We start from the raw sequence: 12,767 nt of genomic DNA, 5'->3' as shown, positions 1-12,767 counted from the left end.
CCCGTGCAGGGGTGTCGTAAGCTTTCATCACTGCCAACGGGGCGCCCCGAAAGGGAAAGCCGGTTGGAGGCAAGGCCGGGTCGGTTCCGAATCGGCCAAGCCCCCATCGTCTAGCGGCCTAGGACGCCGCCCTTTCAAGGCGGTAGCGCGGGTTCGAATCCCGTTGGGGGTACGAACAACTGAAGATAGAGCATGGCCCAGTGGCGCAGTTGGTTAGCGCGCCGCCCTGTCACGGCGGAGGTCGCGGGTTCGAGTCCCGTCTGGGTCGCCAAGGCGAACGGCATTGAGCCGACGCTTCGGCCAGGTAGCTCAGTTGGTACGAGCGTCCGCCTGAAAAGCGGAAGGTCGGCGGTTCGACCCCGCCCCTGGCCACCGCGAAGAGCTGCCAAACAGCCCCCGTCGAGATCGACGGGGGCTGTTTTGTCTCACTTGCTGGTGTTTCGGTCCAACTCCCGGCTCTAATCGGACGCCCCCTCGCTGCGCTGGTGCAGCGAAGACATCTGAGCGTCGAGTCCGGCAGCGGCCTCGGCCGCCGCCTTGAGCTCGGCGGCGAAGCTCTCCGGCACCTCGCCACCGCTCTTGTAGAGCAGCTCGTGCTCGACCGCGGCCCAGAAGTCCATCGCGATGGTGCGCAGCTGGAGTTCGACGGCGACCAGCTCGGTGCGGTCGGACAGGTGCACCGGCACCTTGATGATCAGGTGCAGGCTGCGGTAGCCGTTCGGCTTCGGCGCGGCGATGTAGTCCTTGGTCTGCACGATCTCAATCTGGTGCTGGCGGATGAGATCGCGGAGGAGGTAGACGTCGGAGATGAACGGGCACACGACGCGCACACCGGCGATGTCGGTGAGGTGTTCGCGGGCCGACACCGGGTCGACCGGCAGCCCACGCCGGGCGAGCTTGGCCGCGATCGCCTCCGGGCGCTTGATCCGCGAGGTGATGTGCTCGATCGGGTCGTGCTCGTGGGCGTAGTCGAATTCCTCGCTCCAGATCCGCAGCTTGGTCATGAGCTCGTCGACGCCGAACTTGTGCACCATCAGCAGGTCGCCGGTCTGACGCACGAAGGCGAGGGCGTCGTCGCGGTCCATGCTCCCGAGCTGCTCGATGGCGCTGCGCTGCGGATAGGGCCACCCCCGCGAGCCGCCGCGCGGTGATCTGTCCCTGGGACCCATCCACGCTCCTCCCCCCGGCTGCTCGGCTCCAGCCTAGGCCGGGCCTGACGACCGAGCCCGCGTTCAGGCGCTGGGTGAGAGGGCGAAGACGCGGATCTCCCGATCTCCGGAGCAGCCTCGGTGACCAGCTCGCACGGGATCTGCTTGCCCCGCGCCTCGGCCCCGGGTGCGCAGCAGGTTCGCCGACCACGCGGGGTGGTGCTGGGACCGACCGTGGCCGGCCGACTTCGGCACTCGGCCGAGCGCCGACCTGAAAAGCGAAAGGTCGGCGGTTCGACCCCGCCCCTGGCCACCGCGAAGAGCTGCGAAGTGGGTCGCGCGTCGGTTGTTATTCTCGGCGGCCTGATGTCTGCAACCCTCGTCGCCACGAATCTCGCCGCCGGCCACGGCAACCGCTCCCTGTTCACCGGGCTCGACCTCGTCGTCGCGCCCGGCGACGTGATCGGGCTCGTCGGCGCCAACGGCGCCGGGAAGTCCACGCTGCTGCGGCTCCTCGCCGGGCTCGATGACCCGGAGCAGGGCGAGCTGCGGCTCTCCCCGCCCACCGCGACCGTCGGATACCTGCCGCAGGAGCCCGACCGCAAGCCCGGGGAGACGGTGGCCCAGTTCCTCGCCCGGCGCACCGGCGTCGCCGCTGCGCAGCGCGCGATGGATGCGGCGGCGGATGCCCTCGCGGAAGGCGCGCCCGGAGCCGACGATGCCTACGCCGCGAGCCTGGAGCGCTGGCTGAACCTCGGCGGCGCCGACCTGGACGAGCGCGCCGAAGGGGTCGCGGATTCGCTCGGCCTGATCATCGAACTCGACCAGGCCATGACCTCGCTGTCCGGCGGCCAGGCCGCCCGCGCGGGGCTCGCCTCGCTCCTGCTGTCCCGCTACGACGTGTTCCTCCTCGACGAGCCGACCAACGACCTCGACCTGGAGGGCCTGGAACTGCTGGAGGACTTCGTGCGCGGGCTGCGCGCCGGCACCGTCGTCGTCAGCCACGACCGCGAGTTCCTCACCCGCACCGTCAACAAGGTCCTCGAACTCGACCTGGCCCAGCAGCAGATCAACCTCTACGGCGGTGGCTACGACTCCTACCTGGAGGAGCGCGAGGTCGCGCGCAGGCATGCGCGGGACTCGTACGAGGAGTTCGCCGACAAGAAGTCCGCGCTGGAGGCGCGCGCCCGCATGCAGCGCGGGTGGATGGAGAAGGGCGTCAAGAACGCCCGCCGCAAGAACACCGACAACGACAAGGTCGGCCGCAAGTTCCGCTCCGAATCCACCGAGAAGCAGGCCGCCAAGGCGCGGCAGACCGAACGGCTCATCGAGCGGCTCGACGTCGTCGAGGAACCGCGCAAGGAGTGGGAGCTGCGGATGGAGATCGCCGCGGCGCCCCGCTCCGGCGCGGTCGTCGCGACCCTCCGCGATGCGGAGGTGCGGCGCGGCGACTTCGCGTTCGGGCCGGTGACGCTGCAGATCGACTGGGCGGACCGGGTCGCGATCACCGGGGCCAACGGCTCGGGCAAGTCGACGTTGCTCGGCGCGCTGCTCGGGCGGATCCAGCTGGACGCGGGGATCGCCGCGCTCGGCTCGGGCGTCATCGTCGGCGAGGTCGACCAGGCCCGCGCGCTGTTCCACGGTTCGGAGTCACTGCTCGACGCGTTCTGCGCGGCCGTGCCGGAAACCGAGACCGCCGAGGTGCGCACGTTGCTCGCCAAGTTCGGCCTCAAAGCCGACCACGTGCTGCGGTCGGCCGCCACGTTGTCGCCCGGCGAGCGCACGCGGGCCGCGCTGGCACTGCTGCAGGGGCGAGGCGTCAACCTCCTGGTGCTGGACGAGCCGACCAACCACCTCGACCTGCCCGCGATCGAGCAGCTGGAGTCGGCGCTGGACTCCTACGGCGGCACGCTCCTGCTGGTCACCCACGACCGCCGGATGCTCGACGCGGTGCGCACCAACCGCCGCCTGGAGATGGCGGACGGGAAGCTCACCGAGCTCGTGGGGTGAGCGTTCGCCTGTTCGCCCGGTGCTGGTCGTCCCGTTGTCGTACCCGGCCGATAGCTTGATCAACGGCGTCGGCATCGAGAAGGGACAGGGATGAGCGCGATCCGAGAGGCTTATCTGCAGGCAGCCGAATCGGCCGCGGCGGTGCTGGGCGATCCGGCGGTCGCGGCCGCGTGGGACCGGCCCAGCGCCCTGGCGGAGTTCAGCGTCCGCGGGCTGGCCGGGCACCTGGCGTCGCAGGTCCTCTTCGTTCCCCGGGTGCTTGCCGCCGCCGAACCGGAAGAAGGCCCCGTGTCGCTCCTCGGCTACTACGCGCAGAGCGAGTGGATCGGCGCCGACGTCAACGCGGAGGTCAACGTCCGGCTCCGGGAGATGGGCGAGGACTTGGCGACGGACGGGGCCGCGGCGCTGGTCGCCGAGGTCGACGCGGCCGTTCGAGACCTTCGTTCGGCCCTGCCCGCGACGCCGGCGGACCGGGCGGTGGCGTTCTCCTGGCGGGTGCTGCGCATCGACGACTTCCTGATCACCCGGATGATGGAGATCGCGGTGCACTCCGACGACCTGGCGTCGAGCGTGGGCATCGCCACGCCGGAGCTGCCGCCCGAGGTATGCGGCCACGTGCTCGCGCTGCTCTCACAGCTCGCGGTGCGGCGGCATGGGCAGACGGCCGTGCTGCGGGCGCTGAGCCGGGCGGAGCGCGCACCTGCCACGATCGCCGCGATCTGACCGAGGACCGACCGGACGCCGGGGCGTGGAAGGATCGCCGCATGCCGGACAACGAGGAGCCAGACCTGGCGGGCGGCCCCAACGCGCTGTGCTTCACCTGCGGCGGACTCCGCAAGCTCAGCGAGCCGCGGATCTACGTCGTGCAGGCCACCGAGGACATGCAGACCGGCATGACCATGGCGGAATGGCGGACCTGCCCGCAGTGCGGCGGCAAGGGCCACCTCTCCGGCCTCCACCCGCCAGCCTGACCGCAGCCGAGGAGCCTTAACGCAAGCGACGTCAGGCAAGCGGCGAAGCCGCTTCCTCTTTGCCCCACCCTTGCAACTTGCACCGCCGCGGGTTCTCAGACGTCGTCTGGCGAGGACAGCCCCAGCGCCGCGTATTGGTCATACGTAAGTCGGGGATCCCGGAGACCAGGCGGCGTCTGAGGTTCCGCTACCCGCACCGCTACGCAAGACGAGGCGGAAACCAAATAGGGACGCCCCCGCGCTCAACCGGCCTGGGGGTTACCGGGAGTGCAGGGGCGTCAAGGTCCACCCCTGGGGGTCAGGTGGACGGCGTCCATGCTACTTCGTGGTATCCGAGATGTCTCTAGGGGCAGAGATCTTTTTTCTCCCGGACCGCCGCGAACCGGAGGAAGAACTGGGTCAGCGGCCCGATGGCCAACGCGTAGAGCACGGTGCCGACGCCGACGGTGCCGCCCAGCAGCCATCCGGCGGCGAGGACGCTGAGCTCGATGGCGGTGCGGACGAGGCGCACCGACCAGCCGGTACGAGCGTGCAGGCCGGTCATCAGGCCGTCCCGCGGGCCCGGGCCGAGCCGCGCGCCGACGTACACCGCCGTCGCGATTCCGTTGAGCACGATGGCGGCGGCCATCAGCGAGATTTGCCCCGGTAGCGCGTCGACCGGTGGTGTCACGGCGAGTGTGATGTCCACCGCGAACGCGATGACCACCACGTTGGCGACCGTGCCGATGCCGGGCCGCTGCCGTAGCGGCAGCCAGGCGAGCAGCACCGCCACGCCGGTCAGCGCGGTGACCGCCCCGAAGCTCCAGCCGAGCCGCTCGGACAGGCCCTCGTGCAGGACGTCCCACGGGTCGAGGCCCAGCTGGGCCCGCACCATGAACCCCATACTGGCGCCGAAGAGCACCAGGCCGCCGAAGAGCTGTCCGAACCGGAGCAGCGGCCGGGTGCGGATCGGGAGCGGTGAGAGGTCCACTAGGGCTGATGTTGACGCCATGTGGACTTTCTAGCCTGTGATTGGACTTAAAGTCGATAGCCAATTGAACTATATTGGTCACATGTCGTTCACTCCGTCCGCGCACATCCACGGCCACAAGCTCGTCGAGTTGCTCGGTTCCTGGCACGGTACGGCGCGCCCGTCCTCCCAGGCGTTGGCCGCGGCGCTGCGGCAGCTGGCGCTGGACGGGCGACTGCCGCCGGGCACCAGACTGCCGGCGGAACGCGAGCTCGCCGACGCCCTCGGGGTAAGCCGGACGCTGGTCGCGCGCACGCTGGACCGGCTGCGCGAAGAAGGTTTCGCGGCGAGCCGGCGCGGGGCCGGGTCGTGGGTGAAGCTGCCGGACCGGGAGCGCGACAACGAATCCCACGGCGGGTGGTTCCCGGCCGCGGACAGCGAGGTGCTGAACCTCGCGCAGGCCACGCCGAGCGCGCCGCCGGAGCTGTGCGCCGCGGTGGATCGCGCGCGGCTGAGGTTCGCCGAGCAGCTGTCCAGCCACGGCTACCAGCCGCACGGGCTGCCGGAGCTGCGCGAACAAATCGCCGAGCGCTACGCGAAGCGGGGGCTGCCGACCAATCCGGACCAGATCCTCGTCACCAGCGGCGCGCAGCACGGCTTCGCCCTCCTGCTCCGGATGCTGGTGTCGCCGGGCGAGCGGGTGCTCGTCGAGCACCCGACGTACCCGAACGCGCTGGAGGCGATCCGCGGGCTCAACGCCGCCCCGGTGGCGGTGCCGATGGTCGCGGACGGCTGGGACCTGGAGCTGCTGGCCGCGAGCCTGCGGCAGACCTCGCCGCGCTTGGCGTACCTGATCCCGGATTTCCACAATCCGACCGGAATCCGGCTGGATGCGGCCGGCCGGGAGCGGCTCGCCCGGGAGCTGGCGCGCACCTGCACCACGGCGGTCATTGACGAGACGCTCGCCGAGATCGACCTGACCGGTGACGATGCGCCGCTGCCGATGGCCTCGTTCACCGATCGGGCGCTGCTGGTCGGGTCGGCGAGCAAGTCGTTCTGGGGCGGGCTCCGGCTCGGCTGGATCCGCGCGTCCGAAGACTTCGTGCAGCGCGCGGTGGTCGGTCGCGCCGCGGTGGACCTCGGCAGCCCGGTCCTCGAACAGCTGGTGCTGGCGGAGCTGCTGGTGGATGCAGACCGGCTGCTGGAGCGTCGGCGCGCCGAGTCCATCGAGCGACGCGACCACCTCATCGCGGTCCTGAGCGAACACCTGCCGCACTGGCGCTTCCGCGTCCCGGACGGTGGCCTTTCGCTGTGGTGCGACATCGGCGCACCGGTCAGCAGCAGGCTCTCGGTGGCTGCGGAGCAGCACGGGGTGCGGGTGGCGCCGGGGGTGCGCTTCTCGGTGCACGGTTCGCTGGAGCGCTGGATGCGCGTCCCGTACACGTTGCCGGTCGATCAGCTGGAAGAGGCGATCCGCCGTCTCGCGGCGGCGGCGTCGTCGATGCCGGACGGGCCCGGCCCGACCGCCTTGACGGCGCCGCTCGCCTGAACAGCCGACCGCCCGTCGGCACGGCCCCTCGTCGTGCCGACGGGCGGTTCGACCGCGGGCGCCGCCCCGGTGCCGCAGGGGCATTGCGGCACCGGGGCTCCGGGGGCCCAGTCCTCGGCTTTCCGGCAGGTCACCGACTTTGCCGGGGGATAGGCCGGGGCGCCCCGATTCCGATCCGGCCGGGCGCAGACGGCCGGCTCGGAGCTGGTGGGTGCGAACGCTTCCCCAGGATTGCCGCCGGAGCGGCTCGGTGCAGCGTCAGTCGGGCGACGTAGATGGTTCGAATGACGGGACGCCGGTCGCCGGCCGGTCTTCCGGGTTGGCGACGCCGGCGCTCGCCGATCCGGCCTGGTCGGGGCCGGTCGGCAGGATCGCCAGCTGACCTCGCAGCCCGCCGCCCCAGGAGGTCGTTCCTGCGGACAGCGACGTGGCCGGTGCCGGGGACGCCGGTGGTTCCGGCGCCGGGCTGGTCGGTGGCGTGATGTGGGACGGGGCGGCCGCGTCCGGGGCCCGGGGTTCCGGGAGGGTGCGGGCGGCCGTGGTGGGTACCGGCGACCGCTTCGGCAGCAGGGCCGCCCGGTCGTCGGTGGCCGGCGCGGCGGCGCGCTGGTGCGGTGGTGGCGCGAACGTCGCCGGAGCCGGCGGGACATCGTCGGTGTCGTCGGCGATGGCGGTGGGCTGGTCGGCTTCGCCGATCGGCGTGACCGGGCGGTCGATTCGCGGTGGTTCGATCGCGGGTGCTGCCGGTTCGGGCGGCTCGACCACGGGCGGTGCCACCGGATCGAGCTCGGTGTCGGGCTTCGCCGCCAGGTCGACGACGACGTGCTCCACCTCGATCCGGGGAGGATCGAGCTCGACGGCATCGGCGGCGCCGGTGATGCCGAGCCACCCGCCGATGCCCAGGCCGCCGATGAACACCGCCCGCGTCGCGAGCGCGCGGAGCCGCGACCAGGGACTGCGCTGCGCGCAGGCTCCCGTCACGGTCACCACCGCCTGTCGGTCGGGTCCGCGCGGCCGGGCGCGGCGCTGGCGTCGGGTGCGCCGGGGTGATCGGCGCGGTATGAGCATTCAACCACCTGAGGTGGCGGTTTCGGGGCACCGACCGCGACGGGTGCGGCGGTCGCACTCGCATTCTCCACGGAATCGGGCGACCAGGAAAGATCTCCGGCGTCGTCGTACGGGTGAGGTCGGCGGCGGGCGGCGGCGTGTCCGCAGTGGACAGATCGGGTGCCCGGCACAGTGTCCGCTGTGGATCAGGAGCGCGAAATCCGGCTGAGCATCGGTGAACTCCAGGAGTTCTGGGCTTCCCACGGGCACGATCTGCTGCTGCACGATCCCGGCGGCAGCGGCGAATGCCTGGTGCGGCGGGGCGAGCTCATCGCGCCGGCGAGCGACTTGGATCCGGTCCTCGACCGCTACCGCCGCTGGGTCGACGACGTGCAGCACGACGACGAGCTGCTGCTGGCCAGGGTTCGGCTGCGGGGCGCGGAGCGGGACCGGTGCGTCGATCTCGCCCGGGAGGCGGGTGTCGCCGCCAACCACGTGCACTTCGGCTGTTCGATCATGTACGGGATGCCGGTGATGTGGGGAACCGGGGCGGATGCGCAGGCGGGCCCGGCACTTCCGGAACCGCCGTCGCGGCAGTGGGATCCGCCGGTCGTGGTCGGAGTGCTGGACACCGGGTGCGACCCGCACCCGTGGTTCCAGGACCGGCCGTGGTTCGAGGCAGTGCCGGAGGTGCTGGACGCCGACGGTGACGCGGGCCAGGACCGCCAGGCGGGCCACGGCACGTTCGTCAGCGGCGTGGTGCTGCAACACGCGCCGGGCGCGGTGATCCGTGCGCGCCGGGTGCTTTCGTCGCTCGGGTTCACCGACGACTGCACCGTCGCGACCGGGCTTCGTTCGTTGCGACGATCGGCCGAGGCGCGCGGCGAACGCATCGGTGTCGTCGTGCTGACCGCCGGCTGCCACACCGCGGACGACGAATGCCCGCCGATCCTGCGCGAGGAGCTGCGCAACTGGCCGGACACCGTCGTTGTCGCCGCCGCTGGGAATCACGCGCAGACCAGGCCGTTCTGGCCTGCGGCGCTGCCCTCGGTGGTTGCGGTGGCGGCGACCGGGGCCGACGGCGCGGTCGCCGGGTTCTCCAACTCCGGGCCGTGGGTCGATGCAGCCGCGCCCGGGGTGGATGTGGCGAGCAGCTTCGTGCGGATGACTCCCGGCGGCGATCGCCGATTCGGCTACGCGCGCTGGAGCGGGACGTCGTTCGCCGCGCCGCAGGTGGCCGCCGCCGCTGCGAACGCCTTGCGGGACGGCCTGAATCCGAACGAGGCACGCGATCTTGCTCGTCGGCATTACCCGTTCGAGCGGTAATCGGCGCGAAGTGAATCTACGAGCACCTCTGCTTCCTCTTATTACGCGGGAGGAAAGAAGATCGCCGAACGGGGAGAGGTGCTTGGTCGTGCACGAGGTCGGGGAGGCCCGGACGTCGACGGTGCTGTTGCGCCGCGCGGCATCCGGTGATCAGCAGGCGTGGCAGGAACTGGTGGATCGCAACGCGCCGGTGGTCTGGGGCGTGTCGCGGGCGTTCACGACGAACAACGCGGACGCCGAGGACATCTACCAGGCCACCTGGTTGTTGCTGGCGGAGAACCTGGGGCGGCTGCGCGAACCGGAGTCGCTGTCCGGGTGGCTGGTGACCACCGCGCGGCGGGAGTCGATGCGGTTGCGCCGGGCGCGGCGGCGGGAATCGCCGGTCGGGCTGGATTCCGGCGATCTCGGGCCGCCGGACCACGCGGAGGACCCGGAGCACAAGGTGCTGCGGGCCATGACGAGTTCGCGGCTGGCGCAGTCGTTCGCCCAGCTGCCGCAGCGCTGCCAGCAGTTGCTGCGGGTGCTGGCGGTCGCGCCGGAGACGACCTATTCCCAGGTCAGCCAGGCCCTGGGGATGCCGAGGGGAACGATCGGGCCGAAGAAGAGCCGCTGCCTGGCGGAGCTGCGGCGGCTCATGCTGGCCGCCGACGTCCCGGAGGAGGTGGCGGGATGAGCCGGTGGATGCCGTCGGAGCTGTGGCGGTTGCGCGACATGTTCCAGTCCTGCGACCCGGTTCCGGAGCACGCCCTGGCGGGCGCGTACTCGGCCATGGCGCGGCGCTCGCCGCACCCGGACCAGCTGGCGCTGGAGCTCGTCGGCGACTCGGCGGAGTCGCCGACGAGGATCCGGTCCGGGCGGCCGGAGCCGCGGGTGCTGACCTTCGCGATGCCCGGCCGGGTCCTGGAGATCGACCTGGTCCCGACCGTGGCCGGCCAGTACCGGGCGTCCGGGATGGTGCTGAACCGGGCGGGCCACGCCCCGCCGGCGGGCGAGGTCGTGCTCCGCCATCCGGCCGGGGAATGCGCGGGCCCGCTGGACGAGCACGGCGCGTTCCGGGTGGCAGACGTGCCCCGCGGCCCGATCAGCGTGGTGTTCCGGCCGCTCCGGTCGGCGCCCGCCGTCGCCGATTGGCTGGTCTGTTGAGCGCCGGGACGGCGGTGGCACCGCCGGATGAGATCACTGCGGCGCTGTGGTGGCGGGACAACGCCGGCGCGGCACCGGAGCCGGCCATGCGCAAGGCGGAGGAACTGCTGTCGGGCACCGGCGACGCGGAGTTGAGGGTGCTCGCCCGGCACATCGCGGCGCTCGCCGCGGTCGAGCGCGGGAAGGTGCGGCAGGCACAGCGGCAAGCGCGCCTCGGGTTGGCCGCGGCCAACCGGACCGGGCAGCCGGAGCGGGCCGCGCAGCTGCGGCTCACGCTCGCGTGGATCGAGATGGAGCGCGGCGCGACGAGCGCGAGCTGGGCGCAGCTGGTGGCGGCGGAGCCGTCGCTGCCTGCTGCGGACCAGACCCGGGCCGCCTGCCTGCGCGGCCTCCTGCACTGCCAGAGCGACCAGCACCACGAGGCGATAGCCGAGCTGAGCCGGGCATTGCGGAGCCTGTCGGCGGGCGACGATCGGCGCTGGCGGGCGAACGCGCTGCTGGGGCGTGGCCTGGCGAACCTCTACACCAACAGGTTGGCCGCCGCGGAGGCGGATCTTGCCGCTGCGGAACGGGTTTTCGCCTCGGACGGCAGGACCGCGCGGGCGGCGGGCTGCCTGCACAACCGCGGTTGCGTCGCGTTCCGGGCCGGTGATCTGCCGCGTGCGCTGCGGCTGTTCGAGGAGGCGGTGGCCGCCGGGCTGGACGTCGAGTCGAACCCGGAGGCGCTGGTGGACCGGGCGGAGGCGTTGGCGGCGGCCGGGTTGCGCGGCGAGGCCAGAGCGGCGATGGAGCACGCGGCCGACCGGTTGGCCGCCTGCGGCCGGGCCGGTCGGCTCGCCGAAACCCGGCTGGCGCTGGCCGGCTGCGCGCTGCGGGACGGCGATGCGGCTGCCGCCGCAGAGGCCGCGGGCAGCGCACGGCAGTTGTTCCGCGCTCAGCGGCGCCCGGCGTGGGCGGCGTTGGCGACGGCCATCGCGTGGCAGGCGAAGCTGCGCGGCGGCCAGTGCTCCCGCTACGCGTTCGGTGCCGCGCGGCGAGCCGCCGCCGCGTGCGAGGAGGCCGGGTGGATCGGGCCTGCGGCCGAGCTGCGGCTCATCGCCGGCCGGAGTGCTGCCCGCGCTGGTATGCACGCGTTGTCCCGAAAGCTCTTCGCGCTGTGCGTCCCGCTGCGCGACGAGCTTTCCGGGCCTCCGCAACATCGGGCGCTGGGGTGGCTGGCCGAAGCGCTGCTGGCCGACCAGGACGGCGATGTGGACCGGGTGTTCGCGGCGTGCCGGGGCGGGTTGCAGGCAGTCGACGGCCAGGCGGCCGGGATGGCGGCCTTCGAGCTGCGGGTGCACGCGCTCGGTCTGGCGGGCGAGCTGGGCGACATCGCGGTCGGCGCCGCGCTCCGCACCGGCGATCCACGGCTGGTCCTGCGCTGGACCGAGCGGTCGCGGTGCAGCGCGCTGCACCGCCGGGTGCTGCGGCCGCCGACGGATTCGAGGCTGAACTCCGCGCTGGTGCGGCTGCGCGCAGCGGTGCTGGAGGCGCAGGGCAGCCGCGACCCGAAGCGAGCGCTGGCCAGCATCGCGGAGCTGGAGGAGCAGGTGCGCCACCGCGCGATGCTGGTGCGCGGCCGCACCAGCGGCCTCCGGGCGCCCGGAGGCATCGACGACGTCATCGCGGAGCTCGGCGATTCCGTGCTGCTCAGCCTCTTCTCCCACGACGATCGGCTGTTCGCGGTGTCCATTGTGGATGGGGATGTCCGACTGCACGTGCTCGGTCCGGAGGCGAACGCGGAAGGCCACGCGGGCCGGCTCCGGCACTTGCTCGCACGGCAGGCGGTGGGCACCGCGCCGAGCGCGGCGCCGGTCTTCGAGATGAGCGCGCGCCGCGAGGCGGAGGAGCTGCAGGCGCAGCTGCTCGCGCCGGTGCTGCCCGCGCTCGAACGAGGTCGGCCGCTCGTCGTGATCCCGACCGGGCGCCTGCACGTGCTGCCGTGGGCGGCGCTACCGGCGTGCCGCGGGCGCAGCGTGACCGTGAGCCCGTCGTTGCGGTGCTGGTTGCGCGGCGCATCGGACTCGCGGAGCGCGGATCGGGCCGGTGCGCAGGTGTGGATCGCGGGCCCCGGCCTGGAGCACGCGGAGCGGGAGGTCGAGGGTCTGCACGCGGTCGCGGGCGGGCGGCTGCTGGTGGGCACCGAGGCGATCTCGGAGCGGGTCCTATCCACTGTGGACGGGGCGGCGATCGTGCACATCGCCGCGCACGGCCGGTTCCGGGACGACCAACCGCTGCTGTCGTGCGTGGATCTCGCCGACGGGCCGCTGTACGCCTACGACCTGGACCGGCTGCACCGCGGCCCCACCACGGTGGTGCTGTCGGCCTGCGACGTGGGCCGGTCGGTGGTCAGCCGAGGCGACCAGCTCAGCGGCCTGGCGACCACGCTCCTCGGGCGCGGCACCGCGACGGTGATCGCCAGCGTCGTGCCGGTCCCGGACGAGCGCACGGCAGGAGTGATGACGTCGCTGCACCGCGCGCTCCGCGCGGGCCGCCCCGCCGCTGCGGCGCTGGCGGAAGCCCAAGCGGAGCACGGCGAAACCGGATTCGTCTGCCTCGGATACGGAGGTGGTCGATGACCGGTA

11 protein-coding genes and 3 tRNA genes are annotated in these 12,767 nt (G+C 72.5%); 11 read left to right on the top strand and 3 right to left on the bottom strand.

Features of this window, described 5'->3' with window-relative positions:
• Positions 1 to 99 precede the first annotated feature (99 nt).
• The 3 genes from E1288_RS27250 to E1288_RS27240 all read left to right on the top strand — a co-directional run bounded on the left by E1288_RS27250 (position 100) and on the right by E1288_RS27240 (position 372).
• Positions 100 to 172 (top strand) — tRNA-Glu (locus E1288_RS27250).
• A 22-nt stretch (positions 173 to 194) separates the two neighbouring features.
• Positions 195 to 271 (top strand) — tRNA-Asp (locus E1288_RS27245).
• A 27-nt stretch (positions 272 to 298) separates the two neighbouring features.
• Positions 299 to 372, top strand: a tRNA-Phe gene (locus E1288_RS27240).
• Between the two features lie 86 nt (positions 373 to 458).
• Here E1288_RS27240 and E1288_RS27235 read toward each other — a convergent pair.
• Positions 459 to 1,169: a GTP pyrophosphokinase gene (locus E1288_RS27235; RefSeq protein ID WP_132489895.1), complete on the bottom strand. Its 711-nt coding sequence runs from the start codon at positions 1,167 to 1,169 to the stop codon at positions 459 to 461.
• A gap of 345 nt (positions 1,170 to 1,514) precedes the next feature.
• Between E1288_RS27235 and E1288_RS27230 the strand changes: the two genes are divergently transcribed.
• The 3 genes from E1288_RS27230 (at position 1,515) to E1288_RS27220 (ending at position 4,129) form a co-directional block, all read left to right on the top strand.
• The gene (locus E1288_RS27230; RefSeq protein WP_132489893.1) at positions 1,515 to 3,158 is read left to right on the top strand and encodes an ABC-F family ATP-binding cassette domain-containing protein; all 1,644 of its coding nucleotides are present in this window, start codon (positions 1,515 to 1,517) and stop codon (positions 3,156 to 3,158) included.
• 90 nt (positions 3,159 to 3,248) lie between these two features.
• Entirely contained in the window at positions 3,249 to 3,881 is a 633-nt protein-coding gene (locus E1288_RS27225) for a maleylpyruvate isomerase N-terminal domain-containing protein (protein WP_132489891.1), read from the top strand.
• Between the two features lie 41 nt (positions 3,882 to 3,922).
• Positions 3,923 to 4,129, top strand: coding sequence for a hypothetical protein (locus tag E1288_RS27220; RefSeq protein ID WP_093269367.1), 207 nt, complete (start codon positions 3,923 to 3,925; stop codon positions 4,127 to 4,129).
• A gap of 343 nt (positions 4,130 to 4,472) precedes the next feature.
• Here the strand turns inward: E1288_RS27220 and yczE are convergent, their stop codons facing one another.
• Entirely contained in the window at positions 4,473 to 5,099 is a 627-nt protein-coding gene (gene yczE, locus E1288_RS47195; RefSeq protein ID WP_165968276.1) for a membrane protein YczE, read from the bottom strand.
• 82 nt (positions 5,100 to 5,181) lie between these two features.
• Here yczE and yczR point away from each other — a divergent pair, with 82 nt between their 5' ends.
• A complete protein-coding gene (yczR, locus tag E1288_RS27210) occupies positions 5,182 to 6,627 on the top strand; it encodes a MocR-like transcription factor YczR (RefSeq protein WP_132489889.1) in 1,446 nt (481 codons plus the stop codon).
• Positions 6,628 to 6,885: 258 nt separating this feature from the next.
• Here the strand turns inward: yczR and E1288_RS27205 are convergent, their stop codons facing one another.
• Positions 6,886 to 7,608 (bottom strand): hypothetical protein, encoded by a 723-nt coding sequence (locus E1288_RS27205; RefSeq protein ID WP_132489887.1) that lies wholly within the window; start codon positions 7,606 to 7,608, stop codon positions 6,886 to 6,888.
• 267 nt (positions 7,609 to 7,875) lie between these two features.
• Between E1288_RS27205 and E1288_RS27200 the strand changes: the two genes are divergently transcribed.
• From E1288_RS27200 to E1288_RS27185, 4 genes are all read left to right on the top strand, one after another.
• Entirely contained in the window at positions 7,876 to 9,000 is a 1,125-nt protein-coding gene (locus E1288_RS27200; RefSeq protein WP_235883839.1) for a S8 family peptidase, read from the top strand.
• An 88-nt stretch (positions 9,001 to 9,088) separates the two neighbouring features.
• Positions 9,089 to 9,673, top strand: coding sequence for an RNA polymerase sigma factor (locus E1288_RS27195; RefSeq protein ID WP_132489885.1), 585 nt, complete (start codon positions 9,089 to 9,091; stop codon positions 9,671 to 9,673).
• Positions 9,670 to 10,143, top strand: coding sequence for a hypothetical protein (locus E1288_RS27190; protein ID WP_132489883.1), 474 nt, complete (start codon positions 9,670 to 9,672; stop codon positions 10,141 to 10,143). Before E1288_RS27195 ends, E1288_RS27190 begins: the two co-directional genes overlap by 4 nt.
• The gene (locus E1288_RS27185) at positions 10,140 to 12,761 is read left to right on the top strand and encodes a CHAT domain-containing protein (protein ID WP_132489881.1); all 2,622 of its coding nucleotides are present in this window, start codon (positions 10,140 to 10,142) and stop codon (positions 12,759 to 12,761) included. Before E1288_RS27190 ends, E1288_RS27185 begins: the two co-directional genes overlap by 4 nt.
• Positions 12,762 to 12,767: the final 6 nt, after the last annotated feature.

Origin of the sequence: Saccharopolyspora elongata, from assembly GCF_004348985.1 — a bacterium.
In the GTDB taxonomy this organism is placed as follows: Bacteria; Actinomycetota; Actinomycetes; order Mycobacteriales; family Pseudonocardiaceae; genus Saccharopolyspora; species Saccharopolyspora elongata.
The sequence above is the reverse complement of the archived record's forward strand: the minus strand, read 5'-3'. Positions and strand labels throughout refer to the sequence as shown.

What these genes read in the sequence shown, in the direction of transcription:
- E1288_RS27235 (WP_132489895.1), bottom strand. Translation starts at nt 1,169, where the DNA reads ATGGGTCCCAGGGACAGATCACCGCGCGGCGGCTCGCGGGGGTGGCCC.
- E1288_RS27230 (WP_132489893.1), top strand. Translation starts at nt 1,515, where the DNA reads ATGTCTGCAACCCTCGTCGCCACGAATCTCGCCGCCGGCCACGGCAAC.
- E1288_RS27225 (WP_132489891.1), top strand. Translation starts at nt 3,249, where the DNA reads ATGAGCGCGATCCGAGAGGCTTATCTGCAGGCAGCCGAATCGGCCGCG.
- E1288_RS27220 (WP_093269367.1), top strand. Translation starts at nt 3,923, where the DNA reads ATGCCGGACAACGAGGAGCCAGACCTGGCGGGCGGCCCCAACGCGCTG.
- yczR (WP_132489889.1), top strand. Translation starts at nt 5,182, where the DNA reads ATGTCGTTCACTCCGTCCGCGCACATCCACGGCCACAAGCTCGTCGAG.
- E1288_RS27190 (WP_132489883.1), top strand. Translation starts at nt 9,670, where the DNA reads ATGAGCCGGTGGATGCCGTCGGAGCTGTGGCGGTTGCGCGACATGTTC.